At 72.0% G+C, this 22571-nt stretch carries 18 protein-coding genes and 2 pseudogenes; 12 read left to right on the forward strand and 8 right to left on the reverse strand.

Annotation, left to right across the window (positions count from 1 at the left end):
* Positions 1-10: 10 nt before the first annotated feature.
* Positions 11-1216, reverse strand: a complete 1206-nt coding sequence (locus tag OO52_RS11595; protein ID WP_030648951.1) for an exo-beta-N-acetylmuramidase NamZ family protein — start codon at positions 1214-1216, stop codon at positions 11-13.
* Positions 1217-1385: 169 nt separating this feature from the next.
* Between OO52_RS11595 and OO52_RS11600 the strand changes: the two genes are divergently transcribed.
* Together OO52_RS11600 and OO52_RS11605 are read left to right on the forward strand one after the other, a co-directional pair.
* On the forward strand, positions 1386-2813 hold the full coding sequence (locus OO52_RS11600) for a phytoene desaturase family protein (protein WP_030648949.1): 1428 nt from the start codon (positions 1386-1388) through the stop codon (positions 2811-2813).
* A 154-nt stretch (positions 2814-2967) separates the two neighbouring features.
* The gene (locus OO52_RS11605; RefSeq protein ID WP_030648946.1) at positions 2968-3498 is read left to right on the forward strand and encodes a hypothetical protein; all 531 of its coding nucleotides are present in this window, start codon (positions 2968-2970) and stop codon (positions 3496-3498) included.
* A gap of 31 nt (positions 3499-3529) precedes the next feature.
* Here OO52_RS11605 and OO52_RS11610 read toward each other — a convergent pair whose 3' ends face one another.
* Positions 3530-4705 carry a serine hydrolase domain-containing protein gene (locus OO52_RS11610; protein WP_030648942.1) on the reverse strand — a complete coding sequence of 392 codons (1176 nt, stop codon included), beginning with the start codon at positions 4703-4705 and terminating at the stop codon, positions 3530-3532.
* A gap of 138 nt (positions 4706-4843) precedes the next feature.
* Positions 4844-5226: pseudogene (locus tag OO52_RS11615) on the reverse strand (winged helix-turn-helix transcriptional regulator).
* A gap of 101 nt (positions 5227-5327) precedes the next feature.
* Here OO52_RS11615 and OO52_RS11620 point away from each other — a divergent pair.
* Positions 5328-5894, forward strand: coding sequence for an NADPH-dependent F420 reductase (locus OO52_RS11620; protein WP_030648933.1), 567 nt, complete (start codon positions 5328-5330; stop codon positions 5892-5894).
* On the opposite strand, the gene OO52_RS11625 is transcribed toward OO52_RS11620, so the two are convergent.
* Both OO52_RS11625 and OO52_RS11630 read right to left on the reverse strand, forming a co-directional pair.
* On the reverse strand, positions 5891-6577 hold the full coding sequence (locus tag OO52_RS11625) for a glycerophosphodiester phosphodiesterase (protein WP_030648929.1): 687 nt from the start codon (positions 6575-6577) through the stop codon (positions 5891-5893). The two genes, OO52_RS11620 and OO52_RS11625, sit on opposite strands and share 4 nt — an antisense overlap.
* Before the next feature lie 20 nt (positions 6578-6597).
* Positions 6598-7845, reverse strand: coding sequence for an adenosine deaminase (locus OO52_RS11630; RefSeq protein WP_106971973.1), 1248 nt, complete (start codon positions 7843-7845; stop codon positions 6598-6600).
* Between the two features lie 696 nt (positions 7846-8541).
* On the opposite strand from OO52_RS11630, the gene OO52_RS11635 reads away from it, so the two are divergent.
* Positions 8542-8952: a DUF4190 domain-containing protein gene (locus OO52_RS11635; protein WP_030648923.1), complete on the forward strand. Its 411-nt coding sequence runs from the start codon at positions 8542-8544 to the stop codon at positions 8950-8952.
* A gap of 828 nt (positions 8953-9780) precedes the next feature.
* On the opposite strand, the gene OO52_RS11640 is transcribed toward OO52_RS11635, so the two are convergent.
* The gene (locus OO52_RS11640) at positions 9781-10344 is read right to left on the reverse strand and encodes an NADAR family protein (protein ID WP_030656002.1); all 564 of its coding nucleotides are present in this window, start codon (positions 10342-10344) and stop codon (positions 9781-9783) included.
* A gap of 208 nt (positions 10345-10552) precedes the next feature.
* Here OO52_RS11640 and OO52_RS11645 point away from each other — a divergent pair, with 208 nt between their 5' ends.
* From OO52_RS11645 to OO52_RS11680, 8 genes are all read left to right on the forward strand, one after another.
* Positions 10553-12088 (forward strand): gamma-aminobutyraldehyde dehydrogenase, encoded by a 1536-nt coding sequence (locus OO52_RS11645; RefSeq protein WP_030656004.1) that lies wholly within the window; start codon positions 10553-10555, stop codon positions 12086-12088.
* A gap of 51 nt (positions 12089-12139) precedes the next feature.
* The gene (locus tag OO52_RS11650; RefSeq protein ID WP_030656007.1) at positions 12140-13387 is read left to right on the forward strand and encodes a polyamine ABC transporter substrate-binding protein; all 1248 of its coding nucleotides are present in this window, start codon (positions 12140-12142) and stop codon (positions 13385-13387) included.
* A complete protein-coding gene (locus OO52_RS11655) occupies positions 13384-14544 on the forward strand; it encodes an ABC transporter ATP-binding protein (RefSeq protein WP_030656009.1) in 1161 nt (386 codons plus the stop codon). Before OO52_RS11650 ends, OO52_RS11655 begins: the two co-directional genes overlap by 4 nt.
* Positions 14544-15473 (forward strand): ABC transporter permease, encoded by a 930-nt coding sequence (locus OO52_RS11660; RefSeq protein WP_030656011.1) that lies wholly within the window; start codon positions 14544-14546, stop codon positions 15471-15473. The genes OO52_RS11655 and OO52_RS11660 overlap by 1 nt, the downstream gene beginning before the upstream one ends.
* Entirely contained in the window at positions 15474-16274 is an 801-nt protein-coding gene (locus OO52_RS11665) for an ABC transporter permease (protein WP_030656013.1), read from the forward strand.
* Between the two features lie 38 nt (positions 16275-16312).
* Complete coding sequence (locus OO52_RS11670) at positions 16313-17743, forward strand: NAD(P)/FAD-dependent oxidoreductase (protein ID WP_030656015.1); 1431 nt, start codon at positions 16313-16315, stop codon at positions 17741-17743.
* 116 nt (positions 17744-17859) lie between these two features.
* On the forward strand, positions 17860-18315 hold the full coding sequence (locus OO52_RS11675) for a hypothetical protein (RefSeq protein WP_030656017.1): 456 nt from the start codon (positions 17860-17862) through the stop codon (positions 18313-18315).
* A gap of 85 nt (positions 18316-18400) precedes the next feature.
* Positions 18401-20212 carry a chitinase gene (locus tag OO52_RS11680; RefSeq protein WP_030656018.1) on the forward strand — a complete coding sequence of 604 codons (1812 nt, stop codon included), beginning with the start codon at positions 18401-18403 and terminating at the stop codon, positions 20210-20212.
* Here the strand turns inward: OO52_RS11680 and OO52_RS54535 are convergent.
* Positions 20154-20789: pseudogene (locus tag OO52_RS54535) on the reverse strand (phosphatase PAP2 family protein); the annotation flags it as partial. The gene OO52_RS11680 and the pseudogene OO52_RS54535 sit on opposite strands and share 59 nt — an antisense overlap.
* Positions 20790-21178: 389 nt before the next feature.
* Positions 21179-22513 carry a 4-aminobutyrate--2-oxoglutarate transaminase gene (gene gabT, locus OO52_RS11690; RefSeq protein ID WP_030656020.1) on the reverse strand — a complete coding sequence of 445 codons (1335 nt, stop codon included), beginning with the start codon at positions 22511-22513 and terminating at the stop codon, positions 21179-21181.
* Positions 22514-22571: the final 58 nt, after the last annotated feature.

Below are 22571 nucleotides of genomic sequence, written 5' to 3' on the forward strand. Positions count from 1 at the left end.
AGCCGCGGGCTCAGGGGTAGAGCAGCACCTCGGCGCCGGACCAGTCGGCGGGCGGTGCCGGCGGGGCGCACAGCGGCAGGGGGTCGTCGCCCGCGTCGACGGTGCGCCGCAACCGGTCGGACCCCCACAGCAGGTCGATGAAGGGACGGCGGCCGGTCTCCCCGGTCCCGTCCGCGCCGGCGTCCGCGGTGTGCCAGGCGAAGTCGTCCGGGTACAGCCGCCGCAGTGTGGCGAGCATCGCGACGGCGGTGCGCACGGGAGCGAACGCCACGCGGTCGGTGACGTGGAGCTGGACCCCGCGCAGCGGCCGTCCGGCGTGCTTGTGGAAGGTCGGTACGAAGCGCAGGTCACGGAAGTGCACTCCCGGCAGGGCGAGTTCGGCGAGCGCGGGTGCGAACCGCGCGTCGATGTACGGAGCCCCGACGATCTCGAAGGGCTGCGTGGTGCCCCGGCCCTCCGAGAGATTCGTCCCCTCGAACAGGCAGGTGCCCGGGTAGACGGCGGCCGTGGCGGGCGTCGGGACGTTCGGCGAGGGCGCGATCCACGGCAGGCCGGTGGCCGCCGCGTCCATGGCGCGCTGCCAGCCGACCACCTCGATCACCGTCAACTCGGCTGGTCGTCCGGCGACTTGGGGGACAGCGGAGGCGTTGAGGTGCCGGGCGAGTTCGCCGCAGGTGAGGCCGTGCCGGACAGGTATCGGGGCGCGCCCGACGAAGCTGGCCCACGCCGGGTCGAGCAGCGGGCCCTCGCTGACGAGCCCGCCGAGCGGATTCGGCCGGTCGGCGACCACGAACCGTACGCCCGTACGGGCCGCCGAGACCATCAGGTCGAACATCGTCCACACGTAGGTGTAGAACCGGGCCCCGATGTCCTGGAGGTCGAACACCAGGGCGTCGACGCCGCTGTCGCCCAGCAGGGTGTCGAGGCGGTCGCCGTCGCACCGATAGGTGTCGTGGACCGGCAGGCCGGTGGTGGGGTCCCGCCGGGCGGTCTCGCCCTCCCCGGCCTGGCCGGTCCCGTGCAGCCCGTGCTCGGGTCCGAACAGGGCGACCAGCGGCGCGCCGGCCGCGAGCAGCGCGGGCGCGGCGGGGCGCAGGTCGGGGAGGACGCCGGTGTGGTTGGTCACCAGCCCCAGCCGGCCGGGCCCGGCGAGTCCGGGCGACGCGTGCAGTCGTGCGATCCCGGTCGTCACCGCGACGCGGTCGTCCGTGCTCATCCGTTGCCCCGTCTGCCGGTGACGTCTCGAAGGGTGGGGCGCAATTTACTGGTATGTCCGGGAACTTTGCAATGATTCAGGGCGGTTCACGCCGAAGCGGCTGTTCGTACCGAAAGCGCCGTGGTCCGATCAGGTAGCGTCGGCCCCCACCGACAGCTTGGACATCGCCATGACCACCGCGATCGTCGTCGGCGGCGGACCGAACGGACTCACCGCCGCCGCTCTCCTCGCCCGGGCCGGGCTGGACGTCACCCTCCTGGAGGCCGCCGACGAGGTCGGCGGCGGCACCCGCAGCGAGGAGGCGATCCTGCCCGGCCTGCTGCACGACCACTGTTCGGCCGTGCACTCCGTGACCGTCGCCTCGCCCGCGCACAAGGCGCTGGACCTCGCACGCCACGGACTGCGCTGGCGGCTGCCGGACGTCGACTGCGTCCACCCCCTGGACGACGGTACGGCGGGGGTGCTGCTGCGCTCGGTGCGGGACACCGCACGCCTGCTCGGCCCCGACGGCCCCCGCTACCGGCGCCTGCTGGAGCCCCCGGCGCGCCACTGGGAAGCCCTGAGTCACGACGTGCTGGGCCCCCTGCTGCGCGTCCCCTCCCACCCCCTGCTCCTCGCCCGCTTCGGCCTGCCCACCACCCTCCCCGCCACCCTGCTCGCCCGCCTCTTCTCCACCCCCCGTGCCCGGGCCCTGTGGGCCGGAGCCGCGGCGCACTCCTTCCGCCCGCTGTCCGAGCCGCTGGGCTCGGCCATCGGGCTGGGCGTCCTCGCCGCCGGCCACGCCTGCGGATGGGCCGTCGCGGAAGGCGGCTCCCAGGCCATCGCCCGCAGCCTGGAACGGGCACTGCGCGCACACGGCGGCCGTGTCCGGACCGGCGTCCGCATCACCCACCACGCCCAGATCCCGCCCGCCGACGTCACCCTCCTCGACCTCGACCCCGCGCAGATCGCCCGCGTCTACGGCGACCGGCTGCCCACCCGCGTGCGCCGCGCCTACCAGCGCTTCCGGCGCGGGCCCGCCGCCTTCAAGGTGGACCTGGCCGTCGAGCAGGGCGTGCCGTGGACGAACGAACACGCCCGGCGGTCGGGGTTCGTGCACCTCGGCGGCACGTTCGCCGAGATCGCGCAGACGGCGAGGGACGTGAACGAAGGCCGTATGCCCCGCCGCCCCTTCGTCCTGGTCGCCCAGCAGTACCTGGCCGACCCCGGCCGCTCCGTCGGCGACGTCCACCCCGTCTGGGCCTACGCCCACGTCCCCCACGGCTACGACGGCGACGCCACGGAAGCCGTCCTCGGCCAGCTCGAACGCTTCGCCCCCGGCACCCGGGACCGTGTCGTCGGCCTGCGCGCCACCTCACCAGCCGGGTTCGCCGCCGCCAACCCCAACTTCGCCGGCGGCGACATCCTCACCGGCGCCCGGACCGTCCGCCAGCTCCTGTTCGGTGCCCGCCCCGCCCTCGACCCCTACTCCACCACCCTGCCCGGCGTCTTCGCCTGCTCGGCCGCCACCCCGCCGGGCCCCGGCGCCCACGGCATGTGCGGTGCCGGGGCGGCGGCCTCGGCCCTGCGTCACCTCGGCGCGAGGCCGGACCGGTGACACGGACGGGCGCGTTGCGGGCGCGGTCAGTCGCCCAGCGCCCGGCTCACCGTCGCCGCCGCCTGCACACCTCCGGCCGGCCGCATCGCGCGGGAGCGGGTGCTGCACCGGGAAGAGTTTTGAACATGTTCAATTCCAGGCGTACGCTGCTGCCATGAGCGACAGAGCCGCCCTGCTCAAGGGCATCCGCGTCTGGCTGGCCCTCTTCGTCGTGTGCCTCGTCCTCAGCGGGGCCACCGCCTTCCCGCTGGTGCACGAACTGCACTGGACCGAGAGCGCGTTGCGCGCGCTGTCCGTGCCGGAGCACCTGCCCGGGCTGATGGCGTGGATCTCCCGGGTGCGGGACGGGCTGGACACCGTCGACGCGGACCAGCCCTTCGTCCTGTACGGCACCGACTGGCTGGCCTTCGCCCACCTCGTCATCGCAGTCGCCTTCTACGGCCCGTACCGCGACCCCGTCCGCAACATCTGGGTGGTCGAGTTCGGGATGATCGCCTGTGCCGGGATCATCCCGCTCGCCCTCGTCTGCGGACCGGTCCGCGGGATCCCCTTCTGGTGGAGCGTCATCGACATGTCGTTCGGGGTTTTCGGGATCGTCCCGCTGTACGTCGTACGGAAGAAGATCAAGCGGCTGGAGGCGCTCGGCGCACCGCCCGCGCTCCCGGCCGCCACCGCCGCGGGCTGAATGCCGCGTACGGCGAACAGCCCGGCTCAGGTCAGCGGTTGAACGCCGGGAACGCGAAGCGCTGGGCGACGGCCAGGCCGTCGCCCTTCGCGTCCGTGGAGTTGACCGAGTAGACCAGCGTGCGGGACAGGTCGGGGGTCGCGGCGATCACCGTCGCGTACCCGGGGCGCGAACCGGTCTTGCCCCAGATCACCTTGCCGTTCACCTCGAACCGCTCCAGCGCCGCGCCGTACCGCGCCCCGGGCACGTCCGGAAGCGTGAACATCTCCTTCAGCCGCGGCTCCGGCACCACCCGGCCGCGGAACAGCCCGACCAGCAGCCGCTCCAGATCGGCGGTCGTGGAGATCAGGTCACCGGCCGCGAACCGGTCGGACATGTTCCAGTCGGTCACGTCGACCAGCTTGCCGTCGATCCAGTCGTAGCCGCGGTGGTGCGGCCCGTGGATCCGGGGGTCCGCGCCGGCCGGGAAGGAACTGTGCCGCATGCCGAGGGGCCGGAAGATCCGCACCTCGGCCTGGTGCGCGTACGAGTCGCCGGTCACCTTCTCGATGAGCATGCCGAGCACGGTGTAGTGGATGTTGCCGTAGGTCTGCCGCGTGCCCGGCGGGTACGCCGGTCCCTGCGCCACGGCGTCCGCCACGACCTGTCGGGGCGTCAGCGTCTCGAAGCGGTGCGGGTACCCCGCCTCCACCGTGTCGCCGAGGGACGGGCCCGGGCGCAGGCCGCTCGTGTAGTTCAGCAACTGCCGTACGGTGATCGGCGCGAAGTCCTCGGGGAGCAGGCCCGGCAGATACCGCTGCACGGTCCCGTCGAGGTCGATCCTGCCTTCCGCGGCCAGTTGGAGCACGATCGACGCGGTCACCACCTTCGTCACCGAACCCGCCCGGAAGCGTGCGTTCTCCAGGGCCGGCGCCCCGGTCCGCACGTCCCGCACCCCGGCCGTCCCGCGCCAGGTCCCGTCGCCGCCGACGCGGAGCAGCGCGGCGGTGGCGTCGTGGTCGGGCAGCCCGGCGACGGCGGCGGCGAGCGCCTCGGTGTCGGGGCCGGTCGTGGCGGATGCCGGTGAGGCGGACGTCGAGGGCGCGGACCTCGCGGGTGCGGATGTCGAGGGCGTGGTCGCCGCGAAGGCGGGTGCGGTCAGCGGGCCGGCGGCCACCGCGGTGACGAGGGCGGCGGCCAGCAGGGCGGAACGGCTGGTGCGGGGCATGCGGGACTCCTTGGAGGGCGGCGTCGGGGTTACCGGAAGACGGTGCGTGATCATCCTCCGGTGCCGGACCGGGGCCGCGGATCCTCACCGAGGAGGGCGCACGACCCTTGCTTCGTCCCCGACCAACCGGCTGCTCTCCTAGGGGAGTTGCCCGGGACCACCCCTACGGGCCGGCCCCGCGCGGGTGTAGTGCTCCTGCGCGGCCATCACCTCGTCGCCGTGCTCGAACGCCCAGGCGCCGAAGGCGTCGATCGGCCCGAGCAGCGTCCGCCCCAGCGAGGTGAGCCCGTACTCCACACGGGGTGGCGAGCCGCCGTAGGCCCGCCGCTCCACCAGGCCGTTGAACTCCAGCCGGCGCAGGGTCTCCGTCAGCACCTTCTGGCTGATCCCGCCGATGTGCTCCCGCAGGGCGACCGGCCGCTGCGGACCGTCCCTCTGGGCACCGCGTTCCAGGTGTTGGCGAGCAGGTCGAAGGCGAGCCGGGCCCGGCAGTCGGCGAGGAAGGCGTCGTCGTCGGTCACGTACCGAATGGTGCCCGAGCGGCTTCCTACTGTCCTGTGCGTATCCGACACACCCACTGGGGGAGGACGTTGTGCGCATAGGGATTCTCGGTAAGGGATCGATGGCTCGGGCGCTGGGCGAACAGTGGCAGCGGGCCGGGCACGAGGTGGCCGCGGCCGGCCGGTCGCGCGGCGACCTGCGGGGCGCGGCGGAGCACGGCACCGACGCGGTGCTGCTGGCCGTGCCCCACGCGGTGGCCGTGGACGTGGTCACAGGGCTCGAAGACGCCCTGCACGGGCGGGTGTTGATCGACTGCACCAACCCGGTGGGCCCCGACTTCGCCCTGCTCACGGCCGGTGGTCCGGCGGCGGCCGAGCGCATCGCCGCCGCCGCGCCCGGCGCCCGCGTGGTCAAGGCGTTCAACCTCTGCCACGAGAGCGTCTGGCGGCTGACCCCGCCCGTCTTCGCCGGCCGCCCGCTCGCGGTACCGCTGTGCGGGGACGACGAGGCCGCGCTCACGGTCGTACGACGGCTGGTGCGCGACCTGGGCTGTGTGCCGCTGCACGCCGGCGGACTGGACCGGTCCGGGCTGCTGGAGGCGACGGCCGCGCTGCTGATCCGGCTGTGGGTGGCGGAGGGCGCCGACGCCCAGGCGATCGTGCCCCCGCTGGAGTTCTCCGGTGCCTAGAGCGCGGTGCGCAGGGCGTGCAGGACGTCGATCCGGTTCGTCGTGACCGAGTCGACGCCCAGGTCCACCAGGCGGCTCATGGAACGGCGGGTGTCCGGGGTCCAGACGGACAGCAGGAGGCCGTCGTGGTGGACGCGGGCCGCCAGCTCCCGGCTCACCAGCGAGAAGCGGTAGTTGAGCCAGCGCGGGCGGATCGCGGCCAGCAGCGCGGGCCGGGGCGGTGCCAGGGTCGTCCAGGTCAGGGCGATCTCGGCGCCCGGGTCGGCGGCGCGGACGGCGAGCATCGCCTCGGCGTGCGCGCTGTAGTAGACCCGGTCCCCGGCCCCGCACTGCCGGACCACGTCCAGGGTCCGCGCGACCGTACGGCGGCCGACCGGTCCGCACAGGTCCAGCATCACCCTGCTGTCCCCGGTCGCCGCCAGCGCCTCCGCCAGCGTCGGCACACCGCCCGCCGTGAGCCCGCGCAGCTCGTCCGCGGACAGCGCGCCCAGCGGCCGGTCGACCTCCCACAGCCGCCGCAGCGTGTCGTCGTGCAGCAGCACGGGGACGCCGTCCCGGGTGAGCCGTACGTCGACCTCGACGGCGTCCGCGCCCCGGTCGAGCGCGGACCGCAGTGAGTCGAGGGTGTTCTCGCGGAAACGGTAGGGGTCGCCGCGGTGGGCCACGGCGGTCAGCGTCTGCATGGCCCCCATTGTGGCCGGTGTCAGGAGGCCGGCCAGGCGGCGGTGTACGTGTCGATCTCCGCCGCGATCCGCGCCTTGCCCGCCGCGTCCAGGAAGGAGGCCTCCACGGCGTTCTTCGCCAGGTCGGCCAGGCCCCGCTCGTCCAGGTCCAGGAGCCGGGCGGCCACCGCGTACTCGTTGTTCAGGTCGGTGCCGAACATCGGCGGGTCGTCGGAGTTGATCGTCACCAGCACCCCGGCCCGTGTGAACTCCTTGATCGGGTGCTCGTCCAGCGTGCGGACCGCGCGGGTGGCGATGTTGGAGGTCGGGCACACCTCCAGCGGGACGCGGTGCTCGGCGAGGTGGGCGAGCAGCTTCGGGTCCCGCGCCGAGCTGGTGCCGTGCCCGATCCGCTCGGCGCGCAGCTCGGTCAGCGCGTCCCACACGGTCTCCGGGCCGGTCGTCTCCCCGGCGTGCGGCACGGAACGCAGACCGGCGGCGATGGCGCGGTCGAAGTACGGCTTGAACTGCGGCCGGGGCACGCCGATCTCCGGCCCGCCGAGCCCGAACGACACCAGGCCCTCCGGGCGGAACCGGTCGTCGGTGGCCAGCCGCACCGTCTCCTCGGCCGCCTCCAGACCGGCCTCGCCGGGGATGTCGAAGCACCAGCGCAGCATGGTCCCGAACTCGGCCTCGGCGGCCTTCCGGGCATCCTCGATCGCGTCCATGAACGCCCGCGCGTCGATGCCGCGCCGGGTCGAGGAGAACGGGGTGATGGTCAGCTCGGCGTACCGCACCTGCTGCCGGGCCATGTCGCGGGCCACCTCGTAGGTGAGCAGCCGGACGTCCTCCGGGGTACGGATGAGGTCCACGACCGACAGGTACACCTCGATGAAGTGCGCGAAGTCGGTGAACGTGAAGTAGTCGACCAGGGCCTCGGGGTCGCTGGGGACCTTGGAGTCGGGGTGCCGGGCGGCCAGTTCGGAGACGATGCGGGGGGAGGCGGAGCCGACGTGGTGGACGTGCAGTTCCGCCTTGGGCAGTCCGGCGACGAAGGCGCGCAGATCGCGGTCGGCGGTGCCGGTGGCGGGTACGGAGCTGTCGGTCAAGGGGTCCTCCCGGGACGGGCGCCCGCGGCACGTCGTCCGGGGCACGTCGTGCGGTGCACGTCGCGCGTCGGACGTGGTCCGTGGTGCGGGCGCGATGATCGGCTGATCGGGTTGCGCGGCATCATCGTAGGCCCCGGGCCGCGGCGGCCCGCGCTGCCCGTAGCATGACCGGACGTCCAGCAGAGGGGTGTGCCGACCATGTCCGACGAGGTGCCGCAGTCCACGCCGGGGGAGCAGAGCGGCGGGCACGACTCCGCGATACCCCGGGTGTCCTTCGACAAGGGACCGGAGCGGACGGCACCGGCCGCGCCGGGCGCGGATGAGGCACGGGGCCAGGACGCCGTCCCCGCCCCCGGCTCCGTCCACGACCAGCAGACGGTGACGTCGCTGCCGGCGTTCCCGGCCCAGGCCACGCCCGCGGACGGCACACCCGCGCCCTGGGCCGGCCCAGCCGACGGCGCCACGTCCGCGGCCCCGCCGTCTCCGACAGGGCAGCCCAATCCCTTCGCGCCCCCGGCTTCCGCCTCGGGGCCGGCCCCTTTCGCACCGCCGTCTCCGGTGGCGCAGCCCAATCCCTTCACATCTCCGTCCGCTGCTTCGGAGTCGAACCCTTTCGCACCTCCGTCTCCGACAGGGCAGCCCAACCCCTTCGCGCCCCCGGCTTCCGCCTCGGGGCCGGCCCCTTTCGCACCTCCGTCTCCGACAGGGCAGCCCAACCCCTTCGCGCCCCCGGCTTCCGCCTCGGAGTCGAACCCCTTCGCATCCCCGGCTCCCGCACCGCAGCCGAACCCCTACGCGCCCCCTGCCCCCACGCCCCCGGTGAACCCGTTCGCCCCGCCGGCGTCCCCCGTCGGCCCGCACGCGGGAGCGGAGGCGGTGCCGCCGCCTCCCATCGCCCCCGACGGCCCCGGCCAGGTGCCGTACGGCTACCCGGGCGCCGCTCCCGCCGACGGCTACCCGGGCCCGCAGGAGGCCCCGTACGGCGGCGTCGCCCCCTATCCCGCCGCCCACGGCTATGCCTGGCCCGGCATGCAGCCGCCCCCGAGCAACGGCATGGGCACGGCCTCGTTGGTGCTGGGGATCATCTCGGCGGTCGGGTTCATCCTGTGGCCGATCGCCCTGGTGCTCGGCATCCTGGCCCTGATCTTCGGCGGCCTGGGCCGGGGCAAGGCCAACCGAGGTGAGGCGACGAACCCGGGCGTGGCCCTGGCCGGCATCATCTGCGGGGCCGCCGGGATCGTCCTGGTACTGGGCCTGTTCGCCCTGCTCATCGCGATCAACACCTGACGCGGCCGCCGGTCACCGACCGATCCCGGCCGACGTGTCCCGGGCCGGCCGACCTGTCCGGGGCCGGGCGGAGAGACCGGTCCAGGCCGACCTTGTCCGGGGCCAGGCGGAGAGACCGGTCCAGGCCGGAGGGACCATCCCCGAGGGCTCACCCAGCGGCGACCGCCGCACCGACACCGACACGGGCAGCGCCGGTCACCGACGGCCCGTGAGCCTGACGGCGGTCATCCGACGGCGCTGAGCCAGCGGGGCCGAGCCGACCGCCGGTGATCCGACGGCGGCAACCCGACGGTGCGGAGCCAGCGGGGCCGAGCCGACCGCCGGTCACTCGACGGCGGAAACCCGACGTCCGCAATCCTCGCGGCAGCGCTCCGCCCGCGCCGACCCGCCGACGGCGATCCGCCGAGCCCAACCGAGGTGGCAATCCGATGGCGCCAACCTGACACCGCCAACCGGCCCGGCCACTCCAACGCAGCCACCCGCCCCCGCCGACCCGACGGCGCCCCCCTGCGGCAGCGATCTGTCCGCGCCGTCCCCCGACGGCAGTCCGCCGAGCGCAGCCCGAGGCGGCAATCCGATGGCGCCAACCCGCCCCGGCCGACCCGACGGCGTCCCCCTGCGGCAGCGATCTGTCCGCGCCGACCCGCCGACGGCACTCAGCCGAGCGCAACCCGAGGCGCCAACCCACCTCCGCTCACCTAACGCAGCCACCCCGACACCGCCACCCAACGCAGCCACGCGCCCCCGCCAACCCGCCCCGCCAACCCACCCCCGCCCACCTCAACGCCCGACCCCGCCGCCCGGACGAACCGCCGAAGCGCCGCAGGCCTACGCTCCTGCGCCCGCCAGCCTCTCCCGTGCCTCCATCAGGGCGAAGCCCAGGAGGTTCAGGCCGCGCCACCGCTCCGGGTGCGAGGCCGCCTCGTCGTCCGCCGCCAGGCCGATGCCCCATATCCGGTCCACGGGGCTCGCCTCCACCAGCACCCGCTCCCCGGTGCCCAGCAGGAACATCCCGAGGTCGGCATCGGCGGCGAACTTGTGCACGCTGCCCTCGACCACCAGCCGGAAGCGTTCCCGCTTCCACACCGCCTCGTCGAAGTCCCGGACCAGCCGGCCCGCCTTCTTCGCCTCGGCGGGATGCTCCGCGGCCAGCACCCGGCGCTCGGCCTCCGCGTCCCCGAACAGCCGGGCCTTGCCCGTCATCATCCAGTGCTCGGCCGTCGCGTACGCCACGCCGTCCACCACGAACGGCGACGGCCACCACTGGCTCAGACAGCTCGGACCGATCCGGCCGTCCGGCCGCGGCCGGTGTCCCCAGAAGTGCAGATACTTGATCCGGGACCCCGCCCGGACCTCCCTGATCAGGGCGTCCACCCCGTCGATCTTCCCCATGCACGCGAGTGTGGCACGCACCACTGACACTCCGTCCGCCCTTTTCGGCCCCCACTCGACACCTGGTCGACAGATTCCGTCGCGTAACCAAAAGGCAACAACGGAATCACTTGTTGGCGTTCGGTCCCTCTGTCAGGATCGGCACTCAAATCGAGCTGGAGCTACGCCCCCCGCCCCTCGGGACGGGCGCACGGCGGAGGAGAGCGACATGCACAACCCGGGCACCGCCACCCCGGAACGATTCCCCGCACAGGACCGCTTGGCGGCCGGCGCGCAGTTCATCGCCGGCCGGCCCGCCCAGGGCACCTCGGGCCGCACCCACTCCGTGGTCGACCCGGCCACCGGCGCCGAGGTGTACACGTACGAGCTGGCCGGTACCGACGACGTCGACGCGGCCGTCGCCGCCGCGCGCGCCGCCTTCCCGGGCTGGTCCGCCGCCACCCCGGGCGAGCGCTCGGACGCCCTGCACCGGTTCGCCGCCGTGCTCGCCGAGCGCGCCGAGGAGTTCGCCCGCGCGGAGTCCCTCCAGTGCGGCAAGCCGCTCAAGCTCACCCGCGAGTTCGACGTGCCGGGCACCATCGACAACACCGCGTTCTTCGCGGGCGCCGCCCGGCATCTGCAGGGGCAGTCCGCCGGTGAGTACTCCGGCGACCACACGTCGTACATCCGGCGCGAGCCCATCGGTGTCGTCGGCTCCATCGCGCCCTGGAACTACCCGCTCCAGATGGCCGCCTGGAAGATCCTCCCGGCGATCGCCGCCGGCAACACGATCGTGCTGAAGCCCGCCGAGCTGACCCCGCTGACCTCGCTGCTGTTCGCCCAGGCAGCCACGGACGCGGGCATCCCGGACGGCGTGATCAACATCGTCACCGGGACCGGGAAGCAGGCCGGTGAGCACCTCGTCGGGCACCCGGACGTGGCCATGACCTCCTTCACCGGGTCCACCGTCGTCGGCAAGCGCGTCGCCGAGATCGCCACGGCCACCGTCAAGCGGCTGCATCTGGAGCTGGGCGGCAAGGCGCCCTTCGTCGTCTTCGACGACGCCGACCTGGAGGCCGCCGTGCACGGCGCGGTCGCCGGCGCGCTCATCAACACCGGGCAGGACTGCACGGCCGCCACGCGCGCGTACGTGCAGCGCCCGCTGTACGAGGCGTTCGTGGAGCGGACGGCCGCGCTGATGGAGACCGTGCGGCTCGGCGACCCGTTCGCGCCCGGCACCGACCTCGGGCCGCTGATCTCCCACGCGCAGCGCGACCGGGTCGCAGCCTTCGTGGACCGCGCGCGGGGCTACGCGCGCGTGGTGACCGGCGGCGAGGCCCCCCAGGGTGACCTGAAGGACGGCGCCTACTACCGGCCCACCCTGATCGCCGGCGCGGCCCAGGACAGCGAGATCGTCCAGTCGGAGATCTTCGGTCCGGTACTGGTCGTCCTTCCGTTCGACAGTGATGATGAGGGCATCCGGCTGGCCAACGACACCCCGTACGGCCTCGCCGCCTCCGCGTGGAGCAGCAACGTCTACCGCGCGAACCGGGCCACCCGCGAGATCAAGGCGGGCTGCGTCTGGATCAACGACCACATCCCGATCATCAGCGAGATGCCGCACGGCGGCTACAAGGCCTCCGGCTTCGGCAAGGACATGTCGACGTACTCCTTCGAGGAATACACGCAGGTCAAGCACGTAATGTTCGACAACACCGCGGTGGCCAGGAAGGACTGGCACCGCACGATCTTCGGGGACCGCTAGCGACGACCAGGCCACCGACCAGGCCGATCCTCCCGAAAGGGCACCACGCGCATGGAGCAGTACGAGCCCGACCGCCTCACCCCGCCCCAAGTGGCCGCCATGCGGCGCAGCTTGCGCAACGGCAGGGCCGCCCTGACCCGCCGGTCGCTGCTGCGGGCGTCCGCGGGCGGCGCGCTCGCCGCCGGCGGACTCGGAGCGCTGAGCGGCTGCGGGATCCCCGCGGCGGGCAAGACCCAGGGCGGCACCTCCGCCCAGGACCACTCGGCCGCGGAGAAGGTGGTGAACTTCTCCAACTGGACCGAGTACATCGACGTCGACGACAGCGGCAAGCACCACCCCACCCTGGAGACCTTCCGCCGGCGGACCGGGATCACGGTCAACTACACCGAGGACATCAACGACAACAACGAGTTCTTCGGCAAGATCAAGCCGCAGCTCGCCGCGGGCCAGGACACCGGCCGGGACATCGTCGTCCTCACCGACTGGCTGGCCGCCCGGCTGATCCGCCTCGGCTGGGTGCAGAAACTGGACCCGTCCAACCTGCCGCACGCCTACACCAACCTCTCGCCCCAGTTCCGCAACCCCGACTGGGACCCCGGGCGCGCGTACTCGTACCCCTGGCAGGGCATCTCCACCGTGATCGCCTACAACAAGAAGGCGCTCGACGGCATCGAGGTGAGGTCGGTCTCCGACCTGCTCGACAACCCGAAGCTCAAGGGACGCGTGGGCTTCCTCTCGGAGATGCGGGACTCCATCGGCATGACCCTGCTCGACATGGGCAAGGACCCGGCGAAGTTCACCGACGACGACTTCGACGCGGTGATCGCCCGCCTCCAGAAGGCCGTCGACAAGGGCCAGATCCGCCGCTTCACCGGCAACGACTACACCTCCGACCTGACCAAGGGCGACTTCGCGGCCTGCGTCGCCTGGGCCGGCGACGTGGTCCAGCTCAAGGCGGACAGCCCGGACGTCGACTTCGTCATCCCCGACAGCGGCTACATGACGTCGACCGACAACATGTGCGTCCCGAACAAGGCGCGGCACAAGACGAACGCCGAACGGCTCATGGACTTCTACTACGAGCCCGAGCAGGCCGCCGCGCTCGCCGCCTACATCAACTACGTGACGCCGGTCGACGGGGTGAAGCCCTACCTTGCGAAGATCGACAAGGACGCGGCGGACAACCCGCTGATCGTCCCCGACAAGGCCATGCAGGCGAAGTCCCACGCCTTCCGCTCCCTGAGCCAGAAGGAAGAGACGGCCTACGAAGAGAAGTTCGCGAAGCTCACAGGGGCGTGACGACGATGAAGACGACACCAGACAACAGCGGCGACGTCCGCCTCTCGGGCATCTCCAAGACCTACGGCTCCTTCACCGCCGTGCACCCGCTGGACCTGACCGTGCCCGAGGGCTCCTTCTTCGCCCTGCTCGGCGCCTCCGGCTGCGGCAAGACCACCACCCTGCGCATGATCGCCGGCCTGGAGGAGCCCACGACGGGCACCGTCCGGCTCGGCGACCAGGACGTCACCCACCTGCCGCCGTACAAACGGCCGGTGAACACGGTCTTCCAGTCCTACGCCCTCTTCCCGCACCTCGACATCTTCGAGAACGTCGCCTTCGGCCTGCGCCGGCGCGGCATCAAGAGCGTGAAGAAGCAGGTGGAGGACATGCTGGAGCTGGTCCAGCTCGGCGAGCAGGCGCGCAAGAAGCCGCACCAGCTCTCCGGCGGCCAGCAGCAGCGCGTCGCCGTGGCCCGCGCGCTGATCAACCACCCCAAGGTGCTCCTGCTGGACGAGCCGCTCGGCGCCCTGGACCTGAAGCTGCGCCGCCAGATGCAGCTGGAGCTCAAGCGCATCCAGACCGAGGTCGGCATCACCTTCGTGCACGTCACGCACGACCAGGAGGAGGCCATGACCATGGCCGACACGGTCGCCGTGATGAACGGCGGCCGGGTCGAGCAGCTCGGCTCGCCGGCCGACCTGTACGAGAACCCGCAGAGCACCTTCGTCGCCAACTTCCTCGGCACCTCCAACCTCATCGAGGCCGAGGTCGACACGAAGAACGGCGACGACATCGTGCTCAAGGCGGGGGGCGGCAAGCTGGTGCTGCCCGAGGCGCGGTGTGCCGCCCCGACGACGGCCGGCGGCAAGGTGCTGGTCGGCATCCGCCCGGAGAAGATCTCCCTCACGCACGCCGACGACGCGGGGGAGATCCCCGAGGGCCGTAACCGCCTCACCGGCAAGATCGCCGACGCGAGCTTCATCGGCGTCTCCACGCAGTACGTCATCGACAGCCCGGTCTGCGACGAGCTGGCGGTGTACGTGCAGAACGTCGAGCGCGACGGCCGGCTCGTCCCCGGCGCCGACGTGGTCCTGCACTGGAGCCCGGCGCACACCTTCGGTCTGGACGCCGCCCAGGACATCGACGCGGGCACCGAGGAAGAGGTCGCCGCCTGATGTCCACACTCACCGAGGCGCCCCCGCCCCTCGCCCCCGCCACCCCGGAGAAGAAGCCCCCGCGCAGGCGCGGCCGGTTCACCCCGTACTGGCTGCTGCTGCCCGGCATGCTGTGGCTGATCGTCTTCTTCGCGCTGCCGATGCTCTACCAGGCCTCCACCTCCGTGCAGCAGGGCTCCCTGGAGGAGGGCTACAAGGTCACCTGGCACTTCGCGACCTACTGGGACGCCCTGTCCGCGTACTGGCCGCAGTTCCTGCGGTCCGTCTCCTACGCCGCCGCCGCGACCGTGCTGTGCCTGCTGCTCGGCTACCCGCTGGCGTATCTCATCGCCTTCCGCGCGGGCCGCTGGCGCAACCTGATCATGATCCTGGTGATCGCGCCGTTCTTCACCAGCTTCCTGATCCGCACCCTGGCCTGGAAGACGATCCTCGCGGACAACGGCGTGGTCGTGCACACGCTGAACTCGCTGCACGTCCTGGACCTCACCAACTGGCTCGGCTGGACGGCCGGCGACCGCGTCCTCGCCACCCCGCTCGCGGTCGTCTGCGGACTGACGTACAACTTCCTGCCGTTCATGATCCTGCCGCTGTACACCTCGCTGGAGCGGATCGACGGGCGGCTGCACGAGGCGGCCGGCGACCTGTACGCCAAGCCGTGGACCACCTTCCGCAAGGTCACCTTCCCGCTGTCCATGCCGGGCGTGGTCTCCGGGACGCTGCTGACCTTCATCCCGGCGGCCGGTGACTACGTCAACGCCGAACTCCTCGGCTCCACCGACACCCGCATGATCGGCAACGTCATCCAGACGCAGTTCCTGCGCATTCTGGACTATCCGACGGCCGCGGCCCTCTCCTTCATCCTCATGGCCGCGATCCTGGCCATGGTCACCCTCTACATCCGCCGGTCCGGGACGGAGGATCTGGTCTAAATGCCCTTCGTCACCTGGCTCAAGCGCCATCTCGTCGTCATCGCCGGACTGCTGACGCTCGCCTATCTCCTGCTGCCGAACGTCATCGTCACGGTGTTCTCCTTCAACAAACCGAAGGGGCGCTTCAACTACGAATGGCAGCGCTTCTCCACGGACGCCTGGAAGGACCCCTGCGGCGTCGCCGACATGTGCGGCTCGCTGTCCATCAGCCTCCAGATCGCCGTGTGGGCGACGGTCGGCGCCACGATCCTCGGCACGATGATCTCCTTCGCGCTGGTCCGCTACCGCTTCCGCGCGCGCGGCGCCGTCAACTCGCTGATCTTCCTGCCGATGGCGATGCCCGAGGTCGTCATGGCCGCCTCGCTGCTCACCCTGTTCCTCAACATGGGCGCCCAGCTCGGCTTCTGGACGATCCTCATCGCCCACATCATGTTCTGCCTGAGCTTCGTCGTCACCGCGGTCAAGGCGCGCGTGATGTCGATGGACCCGCGCCTGGAGGAGGCCGCCCGGGACCTGTACGCCGGTCCCGTGCAGACCTTCCTGCGGGTCACCCTGCCCATCGCGGCCCCAGGAATCGCCGCGGGCGCGCTGCTGTCGTTCGCGCTCTCCTTCGACGATTTCATCATCACCAACTTCAACGCGGGCTCGACCGTCACCTTCCCCATGTTCGTGTGGGGCTCGGCCCAGCGTGGAACGCCCGTCCAGATCAACGTGATCGGTACGGCCATGTTCCTGGTCGCCGTCCTCTTCGTGCTGACGTCGATGGTCGTCAGCAATCGCCGGAACAAGCAAAAGGCATAAGCCCTTTCCCGGAACGTCCTCTGTAGGGAGTTGAAATCATGGCCCCGAGCGCCATGAGCCGTGGCAAAGACAACTGGATCGCCTCTCTCTCCGAAGCCCAGCCGGTCCCGTACTGGCTGGAAGACCCCGGCAAGCCGGCCGCCGAGCCCGCGCTCACCTCCGCCGAGACCTGCGACCTGCTGGTCGTCGGCGGCGGCTACAGCGGGCTGTGGACCGCGCTCAACGCAAAAGAGCGCGACCCTCGGCGCGATGTGGTGCTGCTGGAAGGCCGCGAGGTGGGCTGGGCCGCCTCCGGCCGCAACGGCGGCTTCTGCGCCGCCTCCCTCACGCACGGCCTGCCCAACGGCCTGGCTCGCTGGCCCGACGAGATCCACAAGCTCCAGGAGCTGGGCCGCCGCAACCTCGACGAGATGGAGGCGGCGGTCGCCCGGCACGGCATCGACTGCGACTTCGAACGCACCGGCGAGATCGACGTCGCCACCGAGACCTACCAGGCGTGGGAACTGCGCGACTGGCACCGGGAGCTCCAGCGGAAGGGGCTCGCGGACGGCATCGAGTTCCTGGACGCCGACGCCGTGCGCGAACAGGTCAACTCGCCCACCTTCGAGGCCGGCCTGTGGGACCGGCGCGGCGTGGCCATGCTGCACCCGGCCAAGCTGGCGTGGGGCCTGAAGAAGGCCTGCCTGAAGCTCGGGGTGCGGGTGTACGAGCACACGCCCGCGCTGACCCTGAAGAGCTACGGCGCCGGGATGGCCGTACGCACCCCGTACGGCGCCGTCCGCGCCCGCAAGGTCGCGCTCGGCACGAACATCTTCCCGAGCCTGCTGCGCCGCGTGCGGTCGTACACCGTCCCCGTCTACGACTACGCCCTGATGACCGAACCGCTGACCGCGGACCAGCTCGACTCGATCGGCTGGAAGAACAGACAGGGCCTCGGCGATTCGGCGAACCAGTTCCACTACTTCCGGCTGTCCGCCGACAACCGCGTCCTGTGGGGCGGCTACGACGCAATCTACCCCTACGGCGGCCGGGTCCGCGCCGAGTACGACGACCGGCCCGAGACGTACGCCAAGCTCGCGGGCCACTTCTTCACCTGCTTCCCGCAACTGGAGGGCATCCGCTTCACCCACGCCTGGGGCGGCGCGATCGACACCTGCTCCCGCTTCTCGGCGTTCTTCGGCACCGCCCACCAGGGCCGCGTGGCCTACGCGGCGGGCTACACCGGCCTCGGCGTCGGCGCGACCCGGTTCGGCGCGGACGTGATGCTCGACCTGCTGGACGGGGAGCGCACCGAGCGGACCGCACTGGAGATGGTCCGCAAGAAGCCGCTGCCGTTCCCGCCGGAGCCCTTCGCCTGGACGGGCATCGCCCTCACCAAGTGGTCCCTGGCCCGCGCGGACGCCCACGGGGGCCGCCGGAACCTGTGGCTGCGGACGATGGACCGACTGGGGCTGGGCTTCGACAGCTAGTCGCCGGGTGACCCGGGTCGCCGCAACAAGTCGCCGGAACCCGCGTAATGCTCCCCGGAGGACCTCCCTCTCCCTCGTGACGCGACCGCGTCCACGAGAGAAAGGGAGGCCTTCTCATGACTGGGGCGAAGACGGCGGTCGAGTGGCTGGCATCCGTCGCACCGGACCCCGAGGCCTGTCGCCGGGAGTGGGAGCGTAACCCCCTGGGGGTCGCCCTGCTGCCCGCCGGCAAGGCGTGGGACGTCCTGATCCTGCCGGGTGACCTCGGCTATCCGACCCTCGACGTGCTCACCCGGATCCTCGACCAACTCGGCCCCGTGCTCGTCGACTTCGGCGACAACCGGGTCGGGTTCCTGGTGCCCCCGGGCACCGCGGCCCGCTGGCTCGGCACGGGGATCAGGACCGCCGGGGCCGGCACCTGGATCGTCGTGCCGTACCCGGGGCGGGTGACCCGGGGCGTGCGCTGGCTGGTGCCGCCGGACGGCTCGGGCACGCTGACCGATCCGGCGCTGCTGGAACTGGCGATGCACGAGGCGGCGGGGGCGGCGAGGGAGAGGGGCGAGAGCCGGTAGCGCCCCGACACCTTGACAACCGGATTGGTCTGGACCAAGTTGTGTGCGCTCCGCCCCTCCAACTCCCCAGAACCCGGAGGCCCTTGTGGATCGCGCCAGACGCCCCAGATCCGTCCTCGCCGCGCTCACGGCCGCACTGCTGGCCGTGCCCGGCATCACCGCGCTCTCGTCGGCCGCCCGTGCGGCCGACGCGGACGTCGCGGTCAACGGCGGCTTCGAGTCCGGCTTGACCGGCTGGACCTGCACCGCCGGTACGACCGTCACCTCGCCCGTGCACAGCGGGAGTGCGGCACTCCAGGCCACCCCGGCCGGCAGCGACAACGCCCAGTGCTCCCAGACGGTGACCGTCCAGCCGAACGCGCAGTACACCCTGTCCGGTTACGTCCGCGGCTCCTACGTCTACCTCGGCGCGAGCGGCACCGGCACCACCGACGTCTCCACCTGGACCCAGTCCGCCCCCGACTGGCAGAAGCTGAGCACCACCTTCCGCACCGGGGCGGCCACCACCAAGGTCACGATCTACACCCACGGCTGGTACGGCACCGGCGCCTACAACGCCGACGACGTCACCCTCGTCGGCCCCGGCGGCAGCGGCACCCAACAGCCGCCCGCCGCACCGACCGGCCTGAGGACCACCACCGTGACCTCGTCCTCCGTCGGCCTGTCCTGGTCCGCGGTGACCGGCGCGACCGGCTACGCGGTCTACCGCGACGGCGCCAAGGTCCAGACGGTGACCGGCACCTCGGCCACCGTGTCCGGCCTCACGGCCTCGACGGCGTACAGCTTCCAGGTCACCGCGGTGAACGACGCCGGCGAGTCCGCGAAGTCCGCCGTGGTGACCGCGACGACCAGCCCCGGCGGCGGTGGCGGCGGCTCGTCCGACCTGCCCGCCCACGCCCTCGTCGGCTACCTGCACGCCAGCTTCGCCAACGGCGCCGGTTACACCCGCCTCGCCGACGTCCCCGACAGCTGGGACGTCATCGACCTCGCCTTCGGTGAGCCCACCTCGGTCACCTCCGGGGACATCCGCTTCAACCGCTGCCCGGTCACCGAGTGCCCGAACGTCGAGAGCGACGCCGACTTCAAGGCGGCCGTCAAGGCCAAGCAGGCCGCCGGCAAGAAGGTGCTGATCTCCATCGGCGGCCAGAACGGCCAGGTCCAGCTCACCACGACCGCGGCCCGCGACACCTTCGTCTCCTCCGTCTCGAAGATCATCGACACCTACGGCCTCGACGGCCTGGACATCGACTTCGAGGGCCACTCGCTGTCCCTGAACGCGAACGACACGGACTTCAGGAACCCGACCACCCCCGTGATCGTGAACCTCATCTCGGCGCTGAAGACCCTGAAGGCCAAGTACGGTGCGAAGTTCGTCCTCACGATGGCCCCGGAGACCTTCTTCGTGCAGAACGGCTACCAGTACTACGGCACCGGCAAGTGGGGCGGCCAGGACCCGCGCTGCGGCGCCTACCTCCCGGTCATCCACGCCCTCCGCGACGACCTGACCCTGCTGCACGTCCAGGACTACAACTCCGGCCCGATCATGGGCCTGGACAACCAGTACCACTCCATGGGCGGCGCCGACTTCCACATCGCCATGACCGACATGCTCCTCACCGGCTTCCCGGTCGCCGGCGACCCGAACAACGTCTTCCCGCCGCTGCGCCCCGACCAGGTCGCGATCGGCATGCCGGCCTCGACCAACGCGGGCAACGGCTACGTCTCCCCGTCCGAGGTCACCAAGACCCTGGACTGCCTGACGAAGAGGACGAACTGCGGCTCGTACGCCACCCACGGGACCTGGCCCGCGCTGCGGGGTCTGATGACGTGGTCGGTGAACTGGGACCGCTACGCGAACTGGGAGTTCCAGAAGAACTTCGACGCGTACTTCGGCTGACCACGAGGGACAGGGCGGCCAGCAGCACCGTGCTCAGGCACCAGCTCGCCACCACGTCCAGCGGCCAGTGCCAGCCGTGGCGGACCAGCCCGTACGACACCCCGAGGACGAGGGCCGCGCACCCCGCGACCAGGACGCGCCGGGCGGCGGGGGAGCGGAGCCAGGGGAGGAGGAGCAGGGTCGCCGAACCGTACGCGACCGCGGCCGTCGCCGTGTGACCGGACGGGAAGTAGCCGGTCCCCGGGGGCACCACCGGTGTCCCCGGCCGGGCCGTCCACTCCTTCAGCGGTACGACGACCGCCGGGACCAGCGCCATCAGCACCGCCGCGGCGAGCGGCGGCAGCCACCACCGCCCGGCCCCGGCGGCCCGGCCCCGCCAGGCCACGTACCCGAGGGCCACGGCGAGCACGGGCAGGGCGACCTGGACGTTGCCGAGGTCGGAGAGCAACTGGGAGAACCGGTCCGGATGGACGAGGGCCCGGCTGACGTCCGCGTCCAGCCGGAGCAGCGGCCCGTCGGCGACGACCTGCCAGGTGACGAGGGCGAAGACGACCGCCGGGAGGACCAGGAGCACCATGGGCCCCAGCTTGGCAGACCGCCGCGGGGAAGGAGGTCGGCCGCCCCGGAACAGGGGGGGTGGTTCCGAGGCGGCCGTCCGGATCGGAACGTCGCACGCCCCGGGGGGTTTGGGGCGGCGACCGTCCGATCGGTGAGGAGATCCCGGAGCCGTCAGGCGCCGGATGTGTGCGCGAGGGCACGACCAGGTCGAAGCTGGGGAGGCCCCGGCCCGGTATCCGCCCGCAGTCCCCTGTGGGCGGGTGTATCTCTCATCTGAGGAGAACCTACGGCAGGCGGCGGCCCTTGGGCAGGCGGAATCCCCTCCCGCCATCCACCCCGCACACCTTCTTCACACGGCCTGCCGCAGGCGCCTTCAGAGGTGCGGACCCACCGCTCAGATGCGCGGGCTCAGATGCGTGCGAACGCCTGCTCGATGATGTCGAGACCCTCGTTCAGCAGGTCCTCGCCGATGACCAGCGGCGGCAGGAAGCGGAGCACGTTGCCGTAGGTGCCGCAGGTCAGGACCAGCAGGCCCTCGGCGTGGCAGGCCTTGGCGAGCGCGGCGGTGGCCTCCGGGTTCGGCTCCTTGGTGGCGCGGTCCTTGACCAGCTCGATCGCGATCATGGCACCGCGTCCGCGCACGTCACCGATGATGTCGAACTTCTCGGCCATGGCGGTGAGGCGACCCTTCATGATCTCCTCGATGCGCTTGGCCTTGCCGTTGAGGTCCAGCTCCTTCATCGTCTCGATGGCGCCGAGCGCACCGGCGCACGCGACCGGGTTACCGCCGTACGTACCACCGAGCCCACCGGCGTGCGCGGCGTCCATGATCTCCGCGCGCCCGGTCACGGCGGCGAGCGGAAGACCGCCGGCGATGCCCTTGGCGGTGGTGATCAGGTCCGGGACGATGCCCTCGTCCTCGCACGCGAACCACTGCCCGGTCCGGCAGAAGCCGGACTGGATCTCGTCGGCGACGAAGACGATCCCGTTGTCGGCGGCGAACTGGCGGATCGCCGGCAGGAAGCCCTTGGCGGGCTCGATGAAGCCGCCCTCGCCGAGGACCGGCTCGATGATGATCGCGGCGACGTTGTCCGGGCCGACCTGCTTGGTGATCTGGTCGATGGCCTGCGCGGCGGCCTCCGGGCCGGCGTTCTCCGGACCGGTCGGCCAGCGGTACGCGTACGCGACCGGCACGCGGTACACCTCGGGCGCGAACGGGCCGAACCCGTGCTTGTACGGCATGTTCTTCGCCGTCAGGGCCATGGTGAGGTTGGTCCGCCCGTGGTAACCGTGGTCGAACACCACCACGGCCTGCCGCTTGGTGTAGGCACGCGCGATCTTGACGGCGTTCTCGACGGCCTCGGCGCCCGAGTTGAACAGCGCGGACTTCTTGGCGTGGTCACCCGGGGTCAGCTCGGCGAGCGCCTCCGCGACCTCCACGTAGCCCTCGTACGGGGTGACCATGAAACAGGTGTGGGTGAAGTCGGCGAGCTGGGCGCTCGCGCGCCGCACCACGGCCTCGGCGGAGGCGCCCACGCTCGTCACGGCGATACCGGAGCCGAAGTCGATCAGCCGGTTGCCGTCGACGTCCTCGATGATGCCGCCGCCCGCGCGCGCGGTGAACACCGGCAGCACGGAGCCCACGCCCTGGGCGACCGCGGCGGTACGGCGGGCCTGCAGCTCCTGCGACTTCGGGCCGGGGATGGCGGTGACGACGCGGCGCTCCTGCGGAAGTGCGGTCATGGGGGCTCCCTGATGATCTTGCGTACCGGGCGGTCCCGGGCGGTTCCGGGCGGTGCGT

It is taken from the genome of Streptomyces flaveolus (assembly GCF_000716535.1).
Lineage (GTDB): Bacteria > Actinomycetota > Actinomycetes > Streptomycetales > Streptomycetaceae > Streptomyces > Streptomyces flaveolus_A.

Excerpts from the sequence above, each read along its gene's own strand:
- OO52_RS11595 (WP_030648951.1), bottom strand. The coding sequence starts at position 1,216 with ATGAGCACGGACGACCGCGTCGCGGTGACGACCGGGATCGCACGACTG.
- OO52_RS11600 (WP_030648949.1), top strand. The coding sequence starts at position 1,386 with ATGACCACCGCGATCGTCGTCGGCGGCGGACCGAACGGACTCACCGCC.
- OO52_RS11605 (WP_030648946.1), top strand. The coding sequence starts at position 2,968 with ATGAGCGACAGAGCCGCCCTGCTCAAGGGCATCCGCGTCTGGCTGGCC.
- OO52_RS11610 (WP_030648942.1), bottom strand. The coding sequence starts at position 4,705 with ATGCCCCGCACCAGCCGTTCCGCCCTGCTGGCCGCCGCCCTCGTCACC.
- OO52_RS11620 (WP_030648933.1), top strand. The coding sequence starts at position 5,328 with ATGGCTCGGGCGCTGGGCGAACAGTGGCAGCGGGCCGGGCACGAGGTG.
- OO52_RS11625 (WP_030648929.1), bottom strand. The coding sequence starts at position 6,577 with ATGCAGACGCTGACCGCCGTGGCCCACCGCGGCGACCCCTACCGTTTC.
- OO52_RS11640 (WP_030656002.1), bottom strand. The coding sequence starts at position 10,344 with ATGGGGAAGATCGACGGGGTGGACGCCCTGATCAGGGAGGTCCGGGCG.
- OO52_RS11645 (WP_030656004.1), top strand. The coding sequence starts at position 10,553 with ATGCACAACCCGGGCACCGCCACCCCGGAACGATTCCCCGCACAGGAC.
- OO52_RS11650 (WP_030656007.1), top strand. The coding sequence starts at position 12,140 with ATGGAGCAGTACGAGCCCGACCGCCTCACCCCGCCCCAAGTGGCCGCC.
- OO52_RS11660 (WP_030656011.1), top strand. The coding sequence starts at position 14,544 with ATGTCCACACTCACCGAGGCGCCCCCGCCCCTCGCCCCCGCCACCCCG.
- OO52_RS11665 (WP_030656013.1), top strand. The coding sequence starts at position 15,474 with ATGCCCTTCGTCACCTGGCTCAAGCGCCATCTCGTCGTCATCGCCGGA.
- OO52_RS11670 (WP_030656015.1), top strand. The coding sequence starts at position 16,313 with ATGGCCCCGAGCGCCATGAGCCGTGGCAAAGACAACTGGATCGCCTCT.
- OO52_RS11675 (WP_030656017.1), top strand. The coding sequence starts at position 17,860 with ATGACTGGGGCGAAGACGGCGGTCGAGTGGCTGGCATCCGTCGCACCG.
- gabT (WP_030656020.1), bottom strand. The coding sequence starts at position 22,513 with ATGACCGCACTTCCGCAGGAGCGCCGCGTCGTCACCGCCATCCCCGGC.